This is a genomic window from Nocardioides sp. (genome assembly GCF_035503875.1).
GTDB lineage: Bacteria > Actinomycetota > Actinomycetes > Propionibacteriales > Nocardioidaceae > Nocardioides.
On record NZ_DATJTA010000093.1, the window covers coordinates 18,976 to 37,039 of the forward strand.

Annotated in this window: 20 protein-coding genes and 1 tRNA gene; 10 read left to right on the forward strand and 11 right to left on the reverse strand. The window is 71.7% G+C overall.

The window, feature by feature from the left end; translation table 11 throughout:
* Nucleotides 1-2: 2 nt before the first annotated feature.
* Entirely contained in the window at nt 3-344 is a 342-nt protein-coding gene (locus VMF51_RS22875) for a DUF1801 domain-containing protein (RefSeq protein ID WP_325476788.1), read from the reverse strand.
* 47 nt (nt 345-391) lie between these two features.
* On the opposite strand from VMF51_RS22875, the gene VMF51_RS22880 reads away from it, so the two are divergent.
* On the forward strand, nt 392-1,063 hold the full coding sequence (locus VMF51_RS22880; RefSeq protein ID WP_325476789.1) for an SDR family oxidoreductase: 672 nt from the start codon (nt 392-394) through the stop codon (nt 1,061-1,063).
* Between the two features lie 7 nt (nt 1,064-1,070).
* On the opposite strand, the gene VMF51_RS22885 is transcribed toward VMF51_RS22880, so the two are convergent.
* The 4 genes from VMF51_RS22885 to VMF51_RS22900 all read right to left on the reverse strand — a co-directional run bounded on the left by VMF51_RS22885 (nt 1,071) and on the right by VMF51_RS22900 (nt 4,249).
* Nucleotides 1,071-1,802, reverse strand: a complete 732-nt coding sequence (locus VMF51_RS22885) for a hypothetical protein (protein WP_325476790.1) — start codon at nt 1,800-1,802, stop codon at nt 1,071-1,073.
* A gap of 69 nt (nt 1,803-1,871) precedes the next feature.
* Nucleotides 1,872-2,810, reverse strand: coding sequence for an oxidoreductase (locus VMF51_RS22890; protein WP_325476791.1), 939 nt, complete (start codon nt 2,808-2,810; stop codon nt 1,872-1,874).
* The gene (locus tag VMF51_RS22895; protein WP_325476792.1) at nt 2,807-3,619 is read right to left on the reverse strand and encodes a maleylpyruvate isomerase family mycothiol-dependent enzyme; all 813 of its coding nucleotides are present in this window, start codon (nt 3,617-3,619) and stop codon (nt 2,807-2,809) included. Before VMF51_RS22895 ends, VMF51_RS22890 begins: the two co-directional genes overlap by 4 nt.
* A gap of 27 nt (nt 3,620-3,646) precedes the next feature.
* On the reverse strand, nt 3,647-4,249 hold the full coding sequence (locus VMF51_RS22900) for a LysE/ArgO family amino acid transporter (RefSeq protein WP_325476793.1): 603 nt from the start codon (nt 4,247-4,249) through the stop codon (nt 3,647-3,649).
* Between the two features lie 69 nt (nt 4,250-4,318).
* On the opposite strand from VMF51_RS22900, the gene VMF51_RS22905 reads away from it, so the two are divergent.
* On the forward strand, nt 4,319-5,194 hold the full coding sequence (locus VMF51_RS22905; protein WP_325476794.1) for a LysR family transcriptional regulator ArgP: 876 nt from the start codon (nt 4,319-4,321) through the stop codon (nt 5,192-5,194).
* 64 nt (nt 5,195-5,258) lie between these two features.
* Here VMF51_RS22905 and VMF51_RS22910 read toward each other — a convergent pair whose 3' ends face one another.
* Nucleotides 5,259-7,136 (reverse strand): acyl-CoA dehydrogenase, encoded by a 1,878-nt coding sequence (locus VMF51_RS22910; RefSeq protein WP_325476795.1) that lies wholly within the window; start codon nt 7,134-7,136, stop codon nt 5,259-5,261.
* A 271-nt stretch (nt 7,137-7,407) separates the two neighbouring features.
* Here VMF51_RS22910 and VMF51_RS22915 point away from each other — a divergent pair, with 271 nt between their 5' ends.
* The 3 genes from VMF51_RS22915 (at nt 7,408) to VMF51_RS22925 (ending at nt 9,458) form a co-directional block, all read left to right on the forward strand.
* Nucleotides 7,408-8,313 (forward strand): sulfite exporter TauE/SafE family protein, encoded by a 906-nt coding sequence (locus VMF51_RS22915; RefSeq protein ID WP_325476796.1) that lies wholly within the window; start codon nt 7,408-7,410, stop codon nt 8,311-8,313.
* 69 nt (nt 8,314-8,382) lie between these two features.
* Complete coding sequence (locus tag VMF51_RS22920; RefSeq protein WP_325476797.1) at nt 8,383-8,841, forward strand: Rrf2 family transcriptional regulator; 459 nt, start codon at nt 8,383-8,385, stop codon at nt 8,839-8,841.
* Between the two features lie 164 nt (nt 8,842-9,005).
* On the forward strand, nt 9,006-9,458 hold the full coding sequence (locus VMF51_RS22925; protein WP_325476798.1) for a nuclear transport factor 2 family protein: 453 nt from the start codon (nt 9,006-9,008) through the stop codon (nt 9,456-9,458).
* 17 nt (nt 9,459-9,475) lie between these two features.
* Here the strand turns inward: VMF51_RS22925 and VMF51_RS22930 are convergent, their stop codons facing one another.
* From VMF51_RS22930 to VMF51_RS22950, 5 genes are all read right to left on the reverse strand, one after another.
* A complete protein-coding gene (locus VMF51_RS22930) occupies nt 9,476-10,111 on the reverse strand; it encodes a DUF2461 domain-containing protein (protein WP_325476799.1) in 636 nt (211 codons plus the stop codon).
* A gap of 20 nt (nt 10,112-10,131) precedes the next feature.
* Complete coding sequence (locus VMF51_RS22935; protein WP_325476800.1) at nt 10,132-11,139, reverse strand: hypothetical protein; 1,008 nt, start codon at nt 11,137-11,139, stop codon at nt 10,132-10,134.
* The gene (locus tag VMF51_RS22940; RefSeq protein ID WP_325476801.1) at nt 11,139-12,347 is read right to left on the reverse strand and encodes a C39 family peptidase; all 1,209 of its coding nucleotides are present in this window, start codon (nt 12,345-12,347) and stop codon (nt 11,139-11,141) included. Before VMF51_RS22940 ends, VMF51_RS22935 begins: the two co-directional genes overlap by 1 nt.
* A gap of 225 nt (nt 12,348-12,572) precedes the next feature.
* Nucleotides 12,573-12,648 (reverse strand) — tRNA-Gly (locus tag VMF51_RS22945).
* A gap of 26 nt (nt 12,649-12,674) precedes the next feature.
* Nucleotides 12,675-13,445, reverse strand: coding sequence for an SGNH/GDSL hydrolase family protein (locus VMF51_RS22950; RefSeq protein WP_325476802.1), 771 nt, complete (start codon nt 13,443-13,445; stop codon nt 12,675-12,677).
* Nucleotides 13,446-13,476: 31 nt separating this feature from the next.
* On the opposite strand from VMF51_RS22950, the gene VMF51_RS22955 reads away from it, so the two are divergent.
* The 5 genes from VMF51_RS22955 (at nt 13,477) to VMF51_RS22975 (ending at nt 18,023) form a co-directional block, all read left to right on the forward strand.
* Nucleotides 13,477-14,274 (forward strand): hypothetical protein, encoded by a 798-nt coding sequence (locus VMF51_RS22955; protein ID WP_325476803.1) that lies wholly within the window; start codon nt 13,477-13,479, stop codon nt 14,272-14,274.
* 16 nt (nt 14,275-14,290) lie between these two features.
* Nucleotides 14,291-14,866: a dCTP deaminase gene (dcd, locus tag VMF51_RS22960; protein WP_325476804.1), complete on the forward strand. Its 576-nt coding sequence runs from the start codon at nt 14,291-14,293 to the stop codon at nt 14,864-14,866.
* Nucleotides 14,867-14,922: 56 nt separating this feature from the next.
* A complete protein-coding gene (locus tag VMF51_RS22965) occupies nt 14,923-15,879 on the forward strand; it encodes a siderophore-interacting protein (protein ID WP_325476805.1) in 957 nt (318 codons plus the stop codon).
* A gap of 120 nt (nt 15,880-15,999) precedes the next feature.
* A complete protein-coding gene (locus tag VMF51_RS22970) occupies nt 16,000-17,733 on the forward strand; it encodes a sodium:solute symporter family protein (protein ID WP_325476806.1) in 1,734 nt (577 codons plus the stop codon).
* Between the two features lie 23 nt (nt 17,734-17,756).
* Nucleotides 17,757-18,023 carry a hypothetical protein gene (locus VMF51_RS22975; protein WP_325476807.1) on the forward strand — a complete coding sequence of 89 codons (267 nt, stop codon included), beginning with the start codon at nt 17,757-17,759 and terminating at the stop codon, nt 18,021-18,023.
* Nucleotides 18,024-18,064: the final 41 nt, after the last annotated feature.

Genomic DNA, 18,064 nt, shown 5'->3' on the forward strand with positions numbered 1-18,064 from the left:
GCTCACGCCCGGTTCAGCGCCACCGCGTCACGGACCAGCTCCACGAACGCGTCCTCGTCGAGCGTGTCGCCCTCGCGGAGGTCGACCGCGCGGCGGGTGCCGGCGTCCAGGCTGGCGTTGAAGATCCCGGTCGGGTCGGCGACCGAGGCGCCCTTGGCGAAGGTGAGCTTGACCTTGTCCTTGTACGTCTCGACCGTGCAGACCAGGCCGTCGCAGGAGAACGTGGGGACGCCGTCGGGGTTCGACGCCTTGCGCCACTTGGCCTCTTCGACCACCTCCGGCTCGGCCGTGCGGATCAGGGTCCGCACCCGGTCGACGGTCTCGCTACGCCAGTCGTCGCTCACGCCGGGGACGATACTCGCCGCCGAGGGCCATGCTCCAGACTGGACCGATGACGATCGGAGTCATCGGAGGACGGGGCAAGACGGGCCGGGCCGTGTGCGAGGCCCTCGAGCGGCGCGGCGTGGAGACGGTGCCCATCGGGCGGGCGGAGTGGCCGGACCTGCGCCGCGTGCTGTCCGGCTGCGACGCGGCGTACCTGATCGCGCCGAACCTGCACCCGGATGAGCCGGCGTACGTCACGGAGGTCCTCGACGCCCTGCGCGACGCGGGTGTCGGGCGGATCGGCTACCACTCGGTCGCGTCGCCGTACGTCCCCGCGATGCCGCACCACCTCGGCAAGGCCGCGTCCGAGGACCTCGTCCGCCGCTCCGGGCTGGCCTGGACGATCCTGCAGCCCGGCGCCTACCTGCAGAACCTCGATCTCTCCGCCGATCTCGACGTCCCGTACGACGTCGACGCGGTCTTCGGCTTCGCGGACCTGGCCGAGGTCGGCGAGGCGGCCGCGGTCGTGCTGACCACGGACGGCCACGTCGGGGCGACGTACGAGCTGGCGACCCGCGCCGCCACGATCGGGGAGCTGGCGGCCGAGGCCGGCAGGAGCGCGCGGCGGGTCGAGAACGACGTCGAGCACCCGTGGCTGCGGGCGATGTTCGACTACTACGACGGCTACGGCCTTCCGGTCGGCACCCGACCGCTGGACCTGCTCCTCGGCCGAGGCTGAGCCGGGCTCAGGCGTCGTCGTCCTTCGGGTCGGACGACGGATCGGACGGCGGGGCCGGACGCTCGCGGCGCTGCTGCCGCAGCTCGTCCTGCTTGCGCCGACGCTGGATCTCGGTCCGGGCGATGACGATCGCGAGCACGATCGGCCAGACGTACTTCACCTTGTCGAGCACCCATTCCACCCAGCCCGGGACGCTCACGTCCGGCCAGGGGATCGACGGCCACGGGATGTCGGGCCACGGGATCGACGGCAGGTCCGGGGTGGGGATCGACGGGAGGTTCCAGTCGGGCCACGGGATCGACACGGCGAACCGCGCCACGAGCAGCGCGAGCAGGATGGGCACGACGACCTTGGCCACCCCGCCACCCGCCGCCAGCAGCGCATAGGTCGTCGGGTGCGCGCGGACCCGCTCCTCGTACGCCGCGGCCTTCGAGCCCTCCTCGGGCACCAGGTCCAGCCCGCCGACGCCGGCCAGCGCCTTCAGGTCGCCCTGCTGGCCCGGGTCGAAGTACGTCGCCCGCCGTGGCCTGCCGAGCCCGGAGAAGAAGACGCCGATCGAGCCCAGGTCAGGGTCGTCGTCGGCCTTGACCTGGATCCGGTCGTCCGTGGACTTCTCCGTGCCGACCAGCTCGCCGTCGACGTACCACTCGATCCGGCGGTTCACCGAGCCGTGCACCTCGACCAGGTGCGCCTGGCCGTCGATGACCAGCTCCCAGGTCTGCTGCGGTTGCTCGGCCACCCCGGCAGGCTAGGACGACCGGCGCCGCCACCGCATCGGCCGCTCGTCGGTGCCGGCTCCGACTTTGGTCTACGGGTAGCGGACCCCGGTGACGTCCTCGCTCAGCTCCCAGAGCCGACGCTGGGCGACCTCGTCGTGCGAGCGTCGGGTGCTGGTGACGACGCGAGGCGCGCCGGCCATCTCGAGCGGCCCGCTCGGACCGCAGTAGGTCGCACCCGGCAGGTCGGCCGTCGCCGCCATCAGCGTCGGCCACGCGCCGGCGGCGGCGGACTGCGAGACCGCGCGGATCGCGGCGTCGAGGATGGTGGCCCGGCCGCCCTGGGCGCGGCCGTACTGACCGTTCGCGGCCAGGTGGGTGCCCGCGAAGCCGGGGTGGGCGGCCAGCGCGCGGACGGGCAGCGAGGCCTGGCGCAGCCGGCGGTCGAGCTCGTAGGTGAAGAGCAGGTTGGCCAGCTTCGTCTGGGCGTACGCCGGCCAGCGCGAGTAGCGGCCCTCGACCCGGGGATCGCCGAGCGGTGCCGAGCGGGCGTAGCGGTGGAACTGCGACGACACCGTCACCACGACGCCCGCCTCGCTCGCGACCAGCTGCGGCAGCAGCAGCCCGGTGAGCAGGAAGGGTCCGAAGTGGTTGGTGGCCAGCTGCAGCTCGAGGCCGTCGGCGGTGCGGGAGTGCGGCGTCCCCATCACGCCGGCGTTGTTGACCAGGACGTGGATCGGCCCGAACGCCGTCGCGGCGTCCGCGGCGCGGCGTACGGACTTCAGGCTGGAGAGGTCGACCTCGAGCCGCTCGAGGTCGGCGTGCGGCACCTCGGCGCGGATGGCCTCGTCGGTCTCCTCGATCTTCGACGGGGTCCGCCCGGCCAGCACGACCCGGGCACCGCGACGGGCCAGCTCGAGGGCCGTGTGGTGGCCGAGCCCGCCGACGCTGGTGCCGGTGACGAGGATGGTGCGCCCGGCCTGGTCGGGCAGGTCCGCCAGCTGCCAGGCGTCGGTCCGCGGCGCGCTCACGGCGTGACGGCGAGGGAGTCGAGGATCCTCCGGCCGAGCTGGGCGTCGCCCTCGACGACCACCCGGTCGGGCTCCGCGCGCCGGCCGCCGGCCAGGCGGACGAAGGTCTCGCGGTCCATCCGCAGGGTCACGTCGGGCGACGCCGGCGCTTGCGGCAGCCGCTCGCCGCGGCCGGCGTCGTTGAGGGTGAACGCGAACGGCTCGCTGCCCGCCATCTCCAGCACCGCGGTCGAGCCCGGGGCGGCGCCGGCCTTCTTGGCGAGCACGAAGCCGAGCGACTCGGCGAGGTACTCGGCGGTGTGCCGGGCCGGCTCGCCGTCCATGCCGCCGGGGCGGTCGATCGCGCGGCGTACGTCCTGCTCGTGCATCCACACGTCCAGCGGGCGGTTGCGCAACAGGGTCTCCCAGTCCCACGGCACGCCGCCGAAGATGACCTCGGGCTTGGCGCTCGCGTCGGTCGGCGGGTCTGCCTGCAGCGCGGAGTAGCGGGTCGTGGCGGCCTGCCGGATCTCCTCGACGATCTCGGCCGCGGGGAGCTCGCGCCGGTTGACGACCCCGATCTCGGTGTACTGGCCGAGGAAGCCCGTGACGTGCTCGGGCTCGCCGATGTCGGCGGACTCCTCGGGGCCGCCGGCGAGGATCCCCTCGAGGTGCGCGATGTGCGAGGCGACGGCGCGGACGTCCCAGCCCGGCAGGTCGGTCGGGCGGGACCAGTCCTCCTCGGGGAGGCTCTCGAGCAGGGCGACGAGGTCGTCGACCGCCTGCTTCCACACCTCGACGTACGCCGCGAGCCGCTGCTGGTCGTCCATGGCGATGCAGCGTAGCGAGTGCCACCGTCAGCCGAGGGCGAGTGAGACCGCGATGGCCAGCATGGTCAGGCCGATCACGACGTCGAGGACCTGCCACGCGCGGGGGCGCGCGAGCAGGGGCGACAGCAGGCGGGCGCCGAAGCCCAGCCCGGAGAACCACAGCAGGCTCGCCGCGCCCGCTCCCACCGCGAACGCCCATCGGCCGTCCGGTCCGTGCGTGTTGGCGATCGAACCCAGGAGCAGGACGGTGTCCAGGTAGACGTGCGGGTTGAGCCAGGTCAGCGCGACCGCCCGGCCGACCGCCGAGCGGCGCGACAGCCGCTGCCCGCCGTTCGCGGCCAGCCCGGAGGCGTGCCGTACGGCGAGCAGCGTGCGGACGCCGTACCAGGTCAGGAAGGCGACGCCGAGCCAGCGCACCACGTCGATGACGGCGGGCGCCCGCTCGACGACGGTGCCGATGCCGCTCACTCCGACGAAGATCAGCACCAGGTCGGAGACTGCGCACACCGCGACGACGGGGACGACGTGCTCGCGCGCGATGCCCTGCCGCAGCACGAACGCGTTCTGCGCGCCGATGGCGACGATCAGGGTCAGGCCGGTCACGAGGCCGGCGGCGGTGGAGTCGAGCACACGGCGACGCTACGGTCGCGCTCCGATGAAGGCCAGCGAAAGAATCTGCAGCAGCATTAGCATCGCTTCATGAGGCCGCACCCGGACCAGCTGGCGGCGCTGGTCGCGATCGCCGACCACGGGACCTTCGACGCGGCCGCGCGGCAGCTCCACGTCACGCCCAGCGCCGTGAGCCAGCGGATCCGCGCACTCGAGTCCGCGGCCGGCCGGGTGCTGATTCGGCGCGGCACCCCGTGCCGGCCCACCGAGGCGGGCGAGGCGCTGCTCCGGCTGGCCCGCCAGACCGAGCTGCTGTACGACGAGGCCCGCGATGCGCTGGGCCACGGCGGCCACCGGGTCGAGCTCCCGCTCGCGATCAACGCCGACTCGCTCGCGACCTGGTTCCGCGATGTCGTCGGCGAGGTCGCCGCCTGGGACGACAGCGTCCTGCGGCTGCACGTCGAGGACCAGGCCTGGTCGGCCGGCCTGCTGCGCGGCGGTGACGTGCTCGCCGCGGTGACGAGCGACCCGGTCGCGGTCCAGGGCTGCGAGGTCGAGCGCCTCGGGTCCCTGCGCTACCGGCCGGCCGCCGCCCCGGGTTTCGCCGAGCGGTGGCGGCGCGGCCGCGGTCACGACTGGGCCGCGATGCCGGTCGTGCTCTTCAACGACAAGGACGACCTGCAGTACGACGTGCTCCGCGGGTACGGCGTCGACTCCGTGCCGGTCGTGCACCGGGTGCCGACCAGTGCCGACTTCCACGAGGCGGTCCGGCTCGGGCTCGGCTGGGGGATGCTCCCCGAGCCCCAGCTGCTCCCCGACCTGGAGGCGGGCCGGCTGGTCACGCTGGGCGGCCGGACGCGGCTCGACGTACCCCTGCACTGGCAGCGGTGGCGTCTGGACTCCCCGGCGCTGACCCGCCTCACCGACGCCGTACGACGGGCCGCGCGGGCGCACCTGCGGCCCTGAGTGCCCGGGAACGCCGACGGCCGCCCCGGGAACCGGGGCGGCCGTCGTGCGGTGGAGCCTGGGGTCAGAACGAGCCCTCATCGAGATCCATGACCGACAGGTCGGTCGCCTCGGCGATCGCGCGCTCGGCGCTGATCCGCGGCAGGTTGGTCCGCGCGAAGAACTGCGCGGCCGCGACCTTGCCCTCGTAGAACGCCTGGTCCTTGCCGGTGTCGCCGCCGAGCTTGTCCAGCGCGACCTCGGCCTGGCGCAGCAGCAGCCAGGCGCAGACGACGTCGCCGAGGACCATCAGCAGGCGCGTGGTGTTGAGGCCGACCTTGTAGAGGTTGCGGACCTCCTCCTGCGCCGACATCAGGTCGTTGATCATGTGACCCACGAGCGCGTTCGCGTCGTCGAGCGCGGTGGCGAGCAGCTCACGCTCGTTCTTCAGCCGGCCGTTGCCCGCCTCGGAGTCGATGAACTTCTTGATCTCGCCCGCGAGGTGGCCCAGCGCCTTGCCCTGGTCCTTGACGATCTTGCGGAAGAAGAAGTCCTGGCCCTGGATCGCGGTGGTGCCCTCGTAGAGGGTGTCGATCTTGGCGTCGCGGACGTACTGCTCCAGCGGGTACTCCTGCAGGAAGCCGGAGCCGCCGAAGGTCTGCAGCGACTCGGTGCCGAGCAGCACCCAGGAGCGCTCCGAGCCGTAGCCCTTGACGATCGGGAGCAGCAGGTCGTTGAGCGCGGCGGCCAGCCGGGCCTCGTCGGAGTCCGAGGTGCCGTTGGCCTCGGCCAAGTAGACGTCGTCCTGGACGGTGGCGGTGAAGAGCACCAGCGCGCGCATCGCCTCGGCGAAGGACTTCTGCGTCAGCAGCGAGCGGCGTACGTCGGGGTGGTGGGTGATCGTCACGCGCGGGGCAGTCTTGTCGCCGGACTGGGTCAGGTCGGCGCCCTGGACGCGGGTCTTGGCGTACTCCAGCGCGTTGAGGTAGCCCGACGACAGGGTGGCGATCGCCTTGGTGCCGACCATCATCCGGGCGTTCTCGATGACGTCGAACATCTGGGCGATGCCGTTGTGCACCTCGCCCAGCAGCCAGCCCTTGGCCGGCTCGCCGCCGCCGACCTGCGGGTCGCCGAAGGTGACCTCGCAGGTGTTGGAGACCTTGATGCCCATCTTGTGCTCGACGTTGGTGACGTAGACGCCGTTGCGCTCGCCGGTCAGCTCGCCGGTCTCGTGGTCGAAGTGGTGCTTCGGCATCCAGAAGAGCGAGAGGCCCTTGGTCCCCGGGCCGCCGACGCCCTCGACGCCCTCGGGGCGGGCGAGCACGAGGTGCATGATGTTCTCGCTCATGTCGTGCTCGGCGGAGGTGATGAACCGCTTCACGCCGGTGATGTTCCAGGAGCCGTCCTCGTTGGGGACGGCCTTCGCGCGGCCGGCGCCGACGTCGGAGCCCGCGTCGGGTTCGGTGAGGACCATGGTGCAGCCCCACTGGCGCTCGACCATGATCTGGGCGACGCGCTGGTCGCGCTCGACGCCGTTGGCGTTGTTCCACACGACGCCGGCGAACGGCGCGCCCGCGGCGTACATCCAGATCGGCGCGTTGGCGCCGAGGACCATCTCGGCCAGGCCCCAGATCAGGCTGGGGGGCGCGGGGGTGCCGCCGAGCTCCTCGCGGATCTGCAGGCGCCAGAACTCCGCGTCCATCCAGGCCTGGTAGCTCTTCTGGAACGACTCGCCGATCGGCGCGGTGTGGGTCTGCGGGTCGAAGACCGGCGGGTTGCGGTCGCTGTCCTCGTACGACGCCGCGAGCTCCTCGCGCGAGAGCCGGTCGACCTCGGCCAGCACCTCGCGGGCGGTCTCGGCGTCGACCTCGGCGAAGGGGCCGGTGCCGAGGACCTGGTCGCGTCCGAGCACCTCGAAGAGGTTGAACTCGATGTCGCGCAGGTTGCTCTTGTAGTGGCTCACTGGTGCACACCTATCCCTGATCTGTTCCGTGATCGATCGTCTGTGGAGAAGGCGGTCATGCGCGCTCGGGATGACGAGTGCTACTGACCGGTAACTTAATAGTAGGTCGGGGTCTTCGCCCACGCAACACGTCGAAGGTGGCCGGAAGTTTGACAGCAGGGGGCCGCGCAATCTCTACTAGGTAAGTCGAATAAGCCAAATCAGGCTTCTCGACTGTCTTATGTCCGGTCGGTGATGGTGCAGTCACCGAACGACCAAGGGTGCAACCTTCATGCGTAAGCTCATCGTGCTCGGCTTCGTGGGCCTGTTGGCCCAGCTCATCGACGGCTCGCTCGGGATGGCGTACGGCGTCACGTCCTCGACGCTGCTGCTCGCGGCCGGCGTTGCGCCGGCCGCGGCCTCCGCCGCGGTGCACTTCTCCGAGATCGGCACCTCGCTGGTGTCCGGGTTCTCCCACCACAAGCTCGGCAACGTGGACTGGCGGACCGTCTCGATCCTGGCGATCCCCGGCTTCGCCGGCGCGTTCGCGGGCGCGACCTTCCTGGTCAGCCTGGACGGCGACACCGCGAAGCCCTGGGTCGCGGGCATCCTGCTCGGCCTGGGCATCTACGTGATCTGGCGGTTCCTGGTGCTCGGTGGGCGCCGACCCACGTTCAAGAGCCGGCCCTCCGCCAAGATGCTGGCCCCGATGGGCGTCATCGGCGGCGCGCTCGACGCCATCGGTGGCGGCGGCTGGGGTCCGGTCGGTACCACGACGCTGCTGTCGTCGGGCCGGCTGGAGCCGCGCAAGGTGATCGGCTCGATCGACACCTCGGAGTTCGTCGTCGCGGTCGGTGGCTCGCTCGGCTTCATCCTTGCCCTCGGCTCGCAGGGCATCGAGTGGTCGTACGCCGCCGCGCTGCTCGCCGGTGGTGTGATCGCCGCGCCGATCGCCGCCTGGCTGGTCAAGAAGCTCGCCGCCCGCGTGCTCGGCGTCGCGGCCGGCGGCCTGATCGTGCTCACCAACTCCAAGACCATCGTCGAGTCCCTCGGCGGCTCCGATGCGGTCGTCATCACGGTCGCGTCGGTGGTCGGCGTGCTGTGGATCTCCGGCATCGTCTGGGCGGTCCGCCAGGAGCGCCGCTCGCGGGCGATGGAGGTCGACGACGACAAGGACGACGACCTGGTCCTGGCCTGAGTAGTCACACCTCTCGCTGGGCGGGGAGTCGTCGAGTGTGTGCATCGATTTTTCTGACACACTGCACCCATGCGAGTTTCCGCGAAGTCCGACTATGCGCTCCGTGCGCTGATCGAGATGGCGTCGCGGGCGGACGGCCGCGCGGTCAGCGCTGAGGAGCTCGGTCGGCTCCAGGAGATTCCGCACGGGTTCCTCCAGGCGATCCTCGCCGACCTGCGCCGCGCCGGCATCGTGATGTCGCAGCGCGGCCAGTCGGGTGGCTGGCGGATGGGCCGGTCCGCCGACGACGTCTCCGTCGCCGACGTGATCCGCGCCGTGGACGGCCCGCTCGTCTCGGTCTACGGCCTCCGCCCCGAGGCCGTCACCTACAACGAGGCCGCCGACGTGCTCCAGCACGTCTGGATCGCCGCCCGGCGCTCCCTGCGCGACGTTTTCGAGCAGGTCTCGATCCAGCAGCTGGCCGACGGGAAGCTGCCCAAGGCGGTCACCACGCGTACCGCCGACGAGGACGCCTGGCAGCCGCACTGATTCGTTCGGGGCGGGTCTGCGGGCTCATCACGGTATGCAGACCGGCCGACGGTTCCCATGGTGGGTACGCCGTGGGGAGTGCGAGCTCGTCTGCATACCGTGATGAAGCCGCGACCCCCGGGACGACCCTCGCGCAGAACTAGAACTCGTTCTACGCTGCGAGCATGATCACGTCCGACGCCATCACCTGGACCGCCCCGAACGACCCGCACCCGGCGCGCGCCGCGTCGCAGCGGTCGTACTCCGCCGTGGCCAAGGGCGACCTCGCCGAGTGGCTGACCGTGTACGCCGAGGACGCCGTCCTGGAGGACCCGGTCGGGCCGTCGATGTTCGACCCGGACGGCAAGGGCCACCACGGGCACGAGGGCATCTCGGCGTTCTGGAAGCTGGCCATCGAGCCGATCGCGAAGTTCGAGTTCGAGATCTACGAGTCGTTCGCCAACCCCGGCAGCAACACGTGCGCCAACATCGGCCGGATCCGCACCAGCTTCCCCGACGGCAGCCACACCACGACCGAGCTGATCATGGTGTACGTCGTCCACGACGACGGGCGGGTCGCGTCCATGAAGGCGTTCTGGGAGCCGGAGCGCACGATGGCGAGCTTCACGAAGGCCTGAGGCCGTTCGCGCCCGGCTCAGGTGCTGACGTGCCGGGCGACCCACTCGACGAGAGGGCGCAGCGCGCGCCAGTCGTCCCGGACCAGGTCGAGCACCTCGGGCGTGTGGATGACGGGCTCGAAGCCGAGCGAGCGGCCGACGGTCAGCGACCGGTGACGGAGCAGCTCGATGCGCGGGTGGTCGGCGTCGTACCCGCGCGGGGAGGTCTTGAGGCGGTCGCCGCCGATCTCGAAGTCCTGCTTCTCCAGCTTCCGCAGGATCTTCTCGAGCTCGGGGCCGAAGCGGTCGTGGGCGACCGCCTCGCGGAAGGCAGCCAGCCGCGGGCCGCTGGCCTCGTAGAACCCGGCGCCGGTGCGGACCCCGCGCGGCGAGACCTCGACGTACCACCCGGTCGCCTCGCCGACCCGGACGAACGCCCCCTGGTGGGTCTTGTACGGCGTCTTGTCCTTGGCGAAGCGGACGTCGCGGTAGGGGCGGAAGATCTTCGCGTCGCCGAACTCGGGCGCGAGCGCCGCGCACAGCGCCGTCATCGGCGCCTTCACCGACTCGGCGTAGACCGTCTTGTGCTTCTCCCAGAACGACTTCGTGTTGTCGACCTCGAGGTCGTCGTAGAAGTCCAGGGCGGCGACCGGGAAGCCTGCGAACTCGCTCACCGGCCCAGCGTACGGACGCCTCAGCGGACCCGCGCCGAGACCTGCTCGTCGCCGCCCTCGGCGTACGCCGTGAGGGTGAGGACGTCCCCGCCGCAGCGTGGTGTCTCCAGGAACGCCGGGCCGGCGGGCGACTCGTAGACGACCTCGACGCTGGTGCCGTCCCAGCGGACCAGGCGGGCGGGGTCGCTCGCGTCCTGCGGGTCCCGGACGAAGTACGCCGCCCCGCCGCAGCCGACGAGCGTGCCGGACGTGCCGACGCCGAGCTCGACGACGTCGCCGGGGCCGCCCGGACCCTGGGCGAAGAGGTCGACCTGCTCGATGTTCCGCTCGTTGCGGACGACCGACCAGACCGGACCGGAGTCCAGGACGAGGGCGTCCCAGGCGGTGCAGGCGGGAGCATCGGCGAACGGCACGACCTCGGTGCCCTCGACCGTCCCGACAGTGCGGCAGGAGGGGCGCGCGTCGTCGAAGGTCTGCAGAGTGGTGCCGGCGTCGGTGATCCGGGCGCCGGTGAAGCCGTGCCGCTGCGGCGCGCACCAGCCGCGCGTGGCCGCGAGCGTGTCGAGCTCGACGGTGGCGAGGCAGTACGAGCCGTCGGGTGCCACGGTCGCGTGCACCAGCGACCCGGGGCCGAGCGCCCAGGTGCCGCCGGTGGTGGTCGGCACCTCGGAGTCACCGTCGAGCACACTCTCCTTGCCGGACTCCAGGTCGGTGAGCACGGCGCGCGCCGGCTCCGACTCCTCCGGTTCCTGCTCGACGACCAGCGAGTGGGTCTCGGTCAGGAAGGTCTCGCGATGGGTCGCGCCGGTGAGCTCGGTCCCGCGGGCGTTGCGGGTGACCGCGCGGTCGACCGGACCGTCGACGGGCTGCCAGTCGGGCGCCGGCGCGGGGGCGGCGGTAGAAGACCCGGTCGCGGACTCGGTCGTCGACGGCGCGTCGGCGTCGGGCGGCGTACCCGAGCCGGCGTCGCTCGAGCAGCCCGCGAGCACGAGGAGGGCGGCGGGGACGGCGTACCGGAGGGCGCGCATCAGACGCCGATGTTCTGGTGCGGGTGGGCCTTGTTGGCGCGGTAGCTCTTGTAGGCGCTGCGCCACTGGACCCGCTCGATGTACGGCTCCGAGGGGTCGAACCGCTGCTGGTCCCAGGGCTCGAAGTAGGAGATCGCCATCGCCTTGCCGGGGCGCTGCCGGTAGCCGCGGCCGACCTGGAAGTGTCCCGACGCGTCGTCGTCGAGGTACGGGTAGAAGCGCTTGAGCAGGATCGGGTGCAGCACGACCGGCGCCCGGTAGACGGCGATGTGCTTCATCAGCAGCCGGGACCACTGGCGGTAGGACCAGTCGCCGATGTCGAGGACGATGTACGGCCCCGCGTGGTCCGGGCGGTCCCAGCCGGTCGACCGGTTGATCGTCGCGACCATGCTGGAGATGGCGGTGCCGTCGCTGGTGGTGCCGAGCCGGGCCGCCCACCTCGACTGGGCGCGCTTCTTGTCGCGCCAGCCCCAGGCGATCATCTGCATCGCGGTGGGGCCGCACCAGTACGTCCGCGTCTGCGAGGAGACCTGGCGCGCCTTCATGACCCGGGCGTACGGCGGGTAGTCCTTCGCGCTCGTGCGCGCCACCGGGGCGGCACCCGGGATCGCCCGGGCCTCCGGGTGTCGCTCCAGGAACCCGGCCGGGAGCGGGACGCCCTGCAGCTCGTGCCGCAGCAGCCAGACCTTCGCGACGGAGCGCGCGGCGGCCGTCAGCTCGGCCCGCTCCTGGGCGGCGCGCTGGGCCGGGGTCAGGGCGGCGGTACGACGCAGGCGCGCCGCCGTGTCGAGATCGCCGGTCCGCTCGACGCGGCGCGCCCGGCCGGCGACCGGCTGGGCGGCGGCACGTGCCTCGGTGGCGACCCTGCTCCGGACCTCGGCCGGGGTGGATCGGGTCCAGCCGGTGCCGAGGCAGTACCGCTGCCCCTCGAACTCGGCGCACCGGGTCAGCGCGGCCGCCTGTGCGGCCGGTGTGGCCCGGGCCGCGACGGTGTCGCGCCGTCCCTGGCCGACCACGCGGTCGATCTCCGCCGCGGCGGCGGGAGTCAGCTCCCCGAGGCCCGCCGCGGCGGCCGGGCGGGCGTCGTACTCCTGCTGCCCGGAGGGCGTGATCGCCCCGTCGTCGCGGTCACCTCCCCGGGGGACGAAGGGGCCGACGGCCAGCAGCAGGACCAGCGCGCCGATGGCGATCCATCGAGGGCGAGACATCCGAGACTCCGAACATGGGGGGAAGAGGGAGCCGCTCCACCATCACCACTGGTCCCACGAGTTGTCAATTGCCCCACCAGTCACATCCACCTCGCACCGAACCGCCGACCCGGCGTGAATGTGGCGCCGAGCCGGCGTGAATGTCGGTGAACGACGGACCACATTCACGCCGGGTCGGGCATGGAGAACGGCCCAGCTCGAAGGAGCTGGGCCGTTGGCGGAGACTGGAGCGGATGACGAGACTCGAACTCGCGACATCGACCTTGGGAAGGTCGCGCTCTACCAACTGAGCTACATCCGCAGGCCGGTGGGACCGGCGGGAGGATGCTACCCCAGGTGGGGTCGGGCGAGAGCGGGGTACCTCGGCTCCAGGCCGTCGCCGGACGAGCGGCCGGTCAGCCGGCGACGAACCCAGGGGCCGGCGGACTCGCGGACCCACACGGTGTTGGCCGCCCGCTGCTCGGCGCGGGAGAGCGGCACGATCTCGCGCAGGGGCAGCGGCCGGAGGTCGTGAGCGACGCCGAGGAGGTCGAGGACCTCGGTGGCCATCCGCTGGTGGCCGGCCGGGCTCATGTGCATCCGGTCCAGGTCCCACAGCCGCCAGTCGCGGTAGTCCCGCAGCCGCCAGAAGTCCACGACGGTCGCGTCGTGCCGCTCGGCGGCCTCGCGGACCAGCTCGTTGTAGAGCGCGAACCGGCCGCGCACAGGACGGTAGATCGCGCTCCCGCCCGGGTCGAACGCCGTCCACACGAGCAGCCGTGCACCGGTAGCGGCGAGCTTGCCGAGCGCGGCGTCGTACCGCTCCACCAGCACGTCGAGGTCGACGCGCGGACGGAGGATGTCGTTGGCCCCCGCGTAGATCGTGACGAGGTCGGGCGCGAGCGCGATCGCGGGCTCGAGCTGCTCGGCGAGGATGCCGTCGAGCTTGCGGCCGCGGATGGCGAGGTTCGCGTAGCCGAAGTCCGGCGACTGCGCCGCCAGTACCTCCGCCACCCGGTCCGCCCAGCCGCGCAGGCCGTTCGGGCGGGCGGGGTCGGGGTCGCCGACGCCCTCGGTGAACGAGTCGCCCAGGGCGACGAAGCGGCGGAAATGCTGCATGCGGACATTCTGGTCGGTGTTCCATGAGGACATGACAGGGGTACGGCGCGGGCTCGCCGTCGCGGTGGTGCTCGTCATGGCCGCGGTCCTGGCCGGCTGCGACGACGAGGCGGAACAGTCGCCCGCCGCCGACGTCTTCTCCTGCGACCGCACCTTCACCCACGAGGCCGAGCCGCCCGCGGACCTCGTCGAGCAGGGCGGGATCTCGGAGTGGGCCGGCGGCTACGTCGGCGAGGGCTACGTCGTACGCCGCACCGCGAGCAGCCGCCTCGGCCTGATCGCACTGGTCTCCGGCGACCTGGCGAAGGCGCGCGCGGAGCTGATCCCGCGCGGGGTCGCGATCGTCGAGCGCTGGCACGACCCGAAGGGCGACGTGAACCCGATCGCCCAGGTCACCGACGTGGTGGCGGCGCGGCTCAGGCCCGTCGAGCGAGAGGTACGACGCGCGACCCGCGGCCTGGAAGGCGGCTACGACGTCGTGCCCTGGGTCGCCGGCGGTGCCGTCGTCGTGCAGTGGCGCCCGCCGGTCCCGGGCGTGGTGACCGCGCTTGCCGGCGAGCGGCCGGACCGGGTGCGCGTGCTCGTGGAGGAGGTGCCGCTCTCCCGGCACCAGGTCGACCGCGCGGCGTCGGCGGTCGAGGACGCGGACGACCTGGGCGTCGAGGTGACCGCGGCGTACGGCTGCGCCGACGGCACCGGGCTGGTCGTCGGGGTCGCGCCCGACACCGACCTCGACGACCGGTCGGCTCTCCAGGAGCGGATGGCGGCCGCGGCCGGCGTGCCCGTGCTGGTCGTCCCCGTGGAAGCCGGGGCCGCGCCGGGCGGCTGACCGGTAGGTTGAGCGCGTGCTGCTGTCAGACCGCGACATCCTCGCCCAGATCGACGAGGGCCGGATCGCCCTGGACCCGTGGGACCCCGCGATGCTGCAGCCGTCGTCGGTCGACGTGCGGCTGGACCGCTTCTTCCGGGTCTTCGAGAACCACCGGTACCCGCACATCGACCCGGCGGCCGACCAGTCGGACCTGACCCGCGAGGTGGAGCCGGAGGGCGACGAGCCGTTCATCCTGCACCCGGGCGAGTTCGTGCTCGGGTCGACGTACGAGGTCGTGACGCTGCCCGACGACATCGCCGCCCGGGTCGAGGGCAAGTCGTCGCTGGGCCGCCTGGGCCTGCTGACGCACGCGACCGCCGGGTTCGTCGACCCCGGCTTCTCCGGTCACGTCACGCTGGAGCTGGCCAACGTCGCGACGCTGCCCATCAAGCTCTACCCGGGCATGAAGATCGGCCAGTTCTGCTTCTTCGGGCTCTCCTCGCCGTCGGCCCACCCGTACGGGTCGGAGAAGTACGGCTCGCGCTACCAGGGCCAGCGCGGCCCCACGCCGTCGCGCTCCTTCCAGAACTTCCACCGCACCTCGATCTGACGAGCATCCTCGCGTAAGGTGCGCCTTACTTAGGTTCACCTAACACGAGGACGCTCATGACCACGCTCGCTGCCCCCGACCTGCCGATGCTCCTGGAGGAGGTCGAGGTCGTCCGGATCGACCGGCTCTCGCCGAGCTTCCTGCGGATCGAGCTCGGCTCGCCCGCGCTGGCGGAGTTCGGGGTCGACGGGCCGCTGTACGACCAGCGGATCAAGCTCGTCTTCCCGCACGGCGACCAGCCGCTGCCGCCGCTCGTGGACGTCGACGAGGCGTGGATGACGTCCTGGTTCGAGCGGCCCGCCGAGGAGCGCGGTCACATGCGCACCTACACCGTCCGCGACGTCGTCGGCTCCGGCGCCGACACCCGCCTCGTCGTCGACTTCGTGCTGCACGGTGTCGACGGGCACGGCGAGGCCGGCCCCGGGTCGACGTGGGCCGGACGGGCCACCGTCGGCGACCGCATCGTCGTCCTCGCGCCCCGCAAGGGCTCCGTGTACGGCGGCATCGAGTTCGTCCCCGGTACGGCGGGCCGGCTGCTGCTCGTCGGCGACGAGACCGCCGTCCCGGCGGTCGCCGCGATCCTGTCCATGCTCCCCGACGAGGCCCGCGGGGCGGCGTACCTGGAGGTGCCGGAGGCGGCCGACGTCCAGACGCTGCAGCACCCGGCGGGCGTCGAGCTGACCTGGCTCCCGCGCGAGGGCGCGCCCCGTGGCGAGGCGCTGCACGCCGCCGTGCTCAAGCACCTCGGCGCGCCGCTGAAGCCGGTCGAGGTCGCCGACGACGAGATCGACCCCGACCTGTGGGAGACGCCGTCGTACTCCTCCTCGGGCGAGGACGTCGACACCGCGGTCACGCACGTCGGCCACGACCTCGACGACCTCTACGCCTGGATCGCCGGCGAGTCGAAGGTCGTCACCGGCCTGCGCCGCGCGCTCGTGAAGGGTCTCGACGTCGACCGCCGCCAGGTGGCCTTCATGGGCTACTGGCGCGAGGGCGTCGCCATGAAGTCCTGATCCGGGAGTCGTCGACGGCGTCGTGACGACGCCGCCGTTTGTGCGAGCGGGCCAGAGGGCACTCATTGGAGGCTCAAACCGGGAGGACGCCACCGGTCCGGTTGCACGAAAGGCACCGTCATGACGAGTCCGCTCGCGACTGACACGATCATCTCCGCGCACGCCGTCGACTACCTGATCATCGCCCTGTACTTCGCGGTGGTCCTCGGCATCGGCATCGTCGCTCGCCGCCAGGTCTCCGACTCCATCGACTTCTTCCTCAGTGGTCGCTCGCTGCCCGCCTGGGTCACCGGACTCGCGTTCATCTCCGCCAACCTCGGCGCGGTCGAGATCATGGGCATGTCGGCCAACGGGGCGGAGTTCGGGCTCCCGGCCGTGCACTACTTCTGGATCGGCGCGATCCCCGCGATGCTGTTCCTCGGCGTCGTGATGATGCCGTTCTACTACGGCTCGAAGGTGCGCTCGGTCCCCGAGTTCATGTTCCGCCGGTTCGGCACCGGGGCACACCTGGTCAACTCGATCTCGTTCGCCGTCGCCCAGCTGCTGATCGCCGGCATCAACCTCTACCTGCTCGGGACGATCATCCGGGCGCTGCTGGGCTGGAACCTCACCCTCGCGCTCGTCCTGGCCGCGGTCATCGTGCTCTCGTACATCACCCTCGGCGGCCTCTCGGCCGCGATCTACAACGAGGTGCTGCAGTTCTTCGTCATCGTGGCCGCGCTGCTGCCGTTGACCCTGATCGGGCTGCACAAGGTCGGCGGCTGGGACGGGCTGACCGACCGGATCACCGAGAACGCCGGGATCGGCGGCTCGGCGTCCGCGGCCGAGCAGCTGAACTCCTGGCCCGGCAACGCGTTGACCGGCTTCGAGTCCGACTTCTGGTCGGTCGTCGGCATCGTCTTCGGCCTCGGCTTCGTGCTCTCGTTCGGCTACTGGACGACGAACTTCGTCGAGGTCCAGCGGGCCATGGCGACCGACTCGATCTCCTCGGCCCGCAAGACCCCGATCATCGGCGCCTTCCCGAAGATCCTGGTCCCGTTCATCACCATCCTGCCGGGCATGATCGCCGCGGTGCTCGTCACCGAGATCGCCAGGACCAAAGCCGGTGAGACGGTTGCCGGCGGCGCGAACGGCACGGTGCAGTTCAACGACTCGCTGATCCTGATGATGCGCGACCTGCTGCCCAACGGCCTGCTGGGCGTGGCGATCGCCGGTCTGCTCGCGGCGTTCATGGCCGGTATGGCCGCCAACGTCTCGGCGTTCAACACCGTCTTCAGCTACGACCTGTGGCAGCGGTACGTCGTCAAGGACCGCGACGACTCCTACTACCTGCGGGTGGGGCGGGTCGCCACCGTGGCCTCCGCCGTGATCGCGATCGGCACCGCGCAGCTGGCCTCGAACTTCTCGAACATCATGGACTACCTCCAGACGCTGTTCGGGTTCTTCAACGCCCCGCTCTTCGCGACCTTCATCCTCGGCATGTTCTGGAAGCGGATGACCGCCACGGCCGGCTGGGTCGGCCTCACGGCCGGCACGCTGTCGGCCGTCCTGGTGGCCTTCCTCAGCGAGGACGCCTTCGGCTCCGCGAGCCTCGGCGTACTCCCGCTGGCCGGGCAGGGTGCGTCCTTCGTCGCGGCCGGCGCCGCGTTCGTGGTCGACATCGTGCTCAGCATCGTCGTGTCGCTCGCGACCAAGCCCAAGCCGCCCGAGGAGCTGCGCGGCCTGGTCTACTCCGAGACCCCGCGCGAGGACCTGGTCGACGAGAACGAGGCGTCGTACCCCTGGTACCGCCGCACGATGCCGCTCGCCGGCGTCGCGCTCGCCCTGGTCATCGTCCTGAACGTCGTGTTCTGATGGCGTCCCCCGAGGAGGACCGCATGTCTTCGAACTCCAGCACCGAGCGCAAGCACCAGGCCGGGGCGTTCGACATCCGCAACATCATCGGCGGCCTGATCGGCGTGTACGGCGTGATCCTCACGCTCATGGGCATCTTCGGTGACCCGGAGACCGACAAGACCGGTGGCCCCAACGCGAACCTGTGGGCCGGGCTGATCATGCTGCTCGTCGGGATCGGGTTCCTCGTCTGGGCGCGGCTGCGGCCGGTGCTCGTCCCCGAGCACACCGACAAGGACGACCTGCCGTAGCTCGCCGTCCACAGGTCGATGTGTGGGCGGCCCCGAGGTCG

What these genes read in the sequence shown, in the direction of transcription:
- VMF51_RS22880 (WP_325476789.1), top strand. Translation starts at nt 392, where the DNA reads ATGACGATCGGAGTCATCGGAGGACGGGGCAAGACGGGCCGGGCCGTG.
- VMF51_RS22895 (WP_325476792.1), bottom strand. Translation starts at nt 3,619, where the DNA reads ATGGACGACCAGCAGCGGCTCGCGGCGTACGTCGAGGTGTGGAAGCAG.
- VMF51_RS22905 (WP_325476794.1), top strand. Translation starts at nt 4,319, where the DNA reads ATGAGGCCGCACCCGGACCAGCTGGCGGCGCTGGTCGCGATCGCCGAC.
- VMF51_RS22915 (WP_325476796.1), top strand. Translation starts at nt 7,408, where the DNA reads ATGCGTAAGCTCATCGTGCTCGGCTTCGTGGGCCTGTTGGCCCAGCTC.
- VMF51_RS22920 (WP_325476797.1), top strand. Translation starts at nt 8,383, where the DNA reads ATGCGAGTTTCCGCGAAGTCCGACTATGCGCTCCGTGCGCTGATCGAG.
- VMF51_RS22925 (WP_325476798.1), top strand. Translation starts at nt 9,006, where the DNA reads ATGATCACGTCCGACGCCATCACCTGGACCGCCCCGAACGACCCGCAC.
- VMF51_RS22935 (WP_325476800.1), bottom strand. Translation starts at nt 11,139, where the DNA reads ATGCGCGCCCTCCGGTACGCCGTCCCCGCCGCCCTCCTCGTGCTCGCG.
- VMF51_RS22940 (WP_325476801.1), bottom strand. Translation starts at nt 12,347, where the DNA reads ATGTCTCGCCCTCGATGGATCGCCATCGGCGCGCTGGTCCTGCTGCTG.
- VMF51_RS22950 (WP_325476802.1), bottom strand. Translation starts at nt 13,445, where the DNA reads ATGCAGCATTTCCGCCGCTTCGTCGCCCTGGGCGACTCGTTCACCGAG.
- VMF51_RS22955 (WP_325476803.1), top strand. Translation starts at nt 13,477, where the DNA reads ATGACAGGGGTACGGCGCGGGCTCGCCGTCGCGGTGGTGCTCGTCATG.
- VMF51_RS22965 (WP_325476805.1), top strand. Translation starts at nt 14,923, where the DNA reads ATGACCACGCTCGCTGCCCCCGACCTGCCGATGCTCCTGGAGGAGGTC.
- VMF51_RS22970 (WP_325476806.1), top strand. Translation starts at nt 16,000, where the DNA reads ATGACGAGTCCGCTCGCGACTGACACGATCATCTCCGCGCACGCCGTC.
- VMF51_RS22975 (WP_325476807.1), top strand. Translation starts at nt 17,757, where the DNA reads ATGTCTTCGAACTCCAGCACCGAGCGCAAGCACCAGGCCGGGGCGTTC.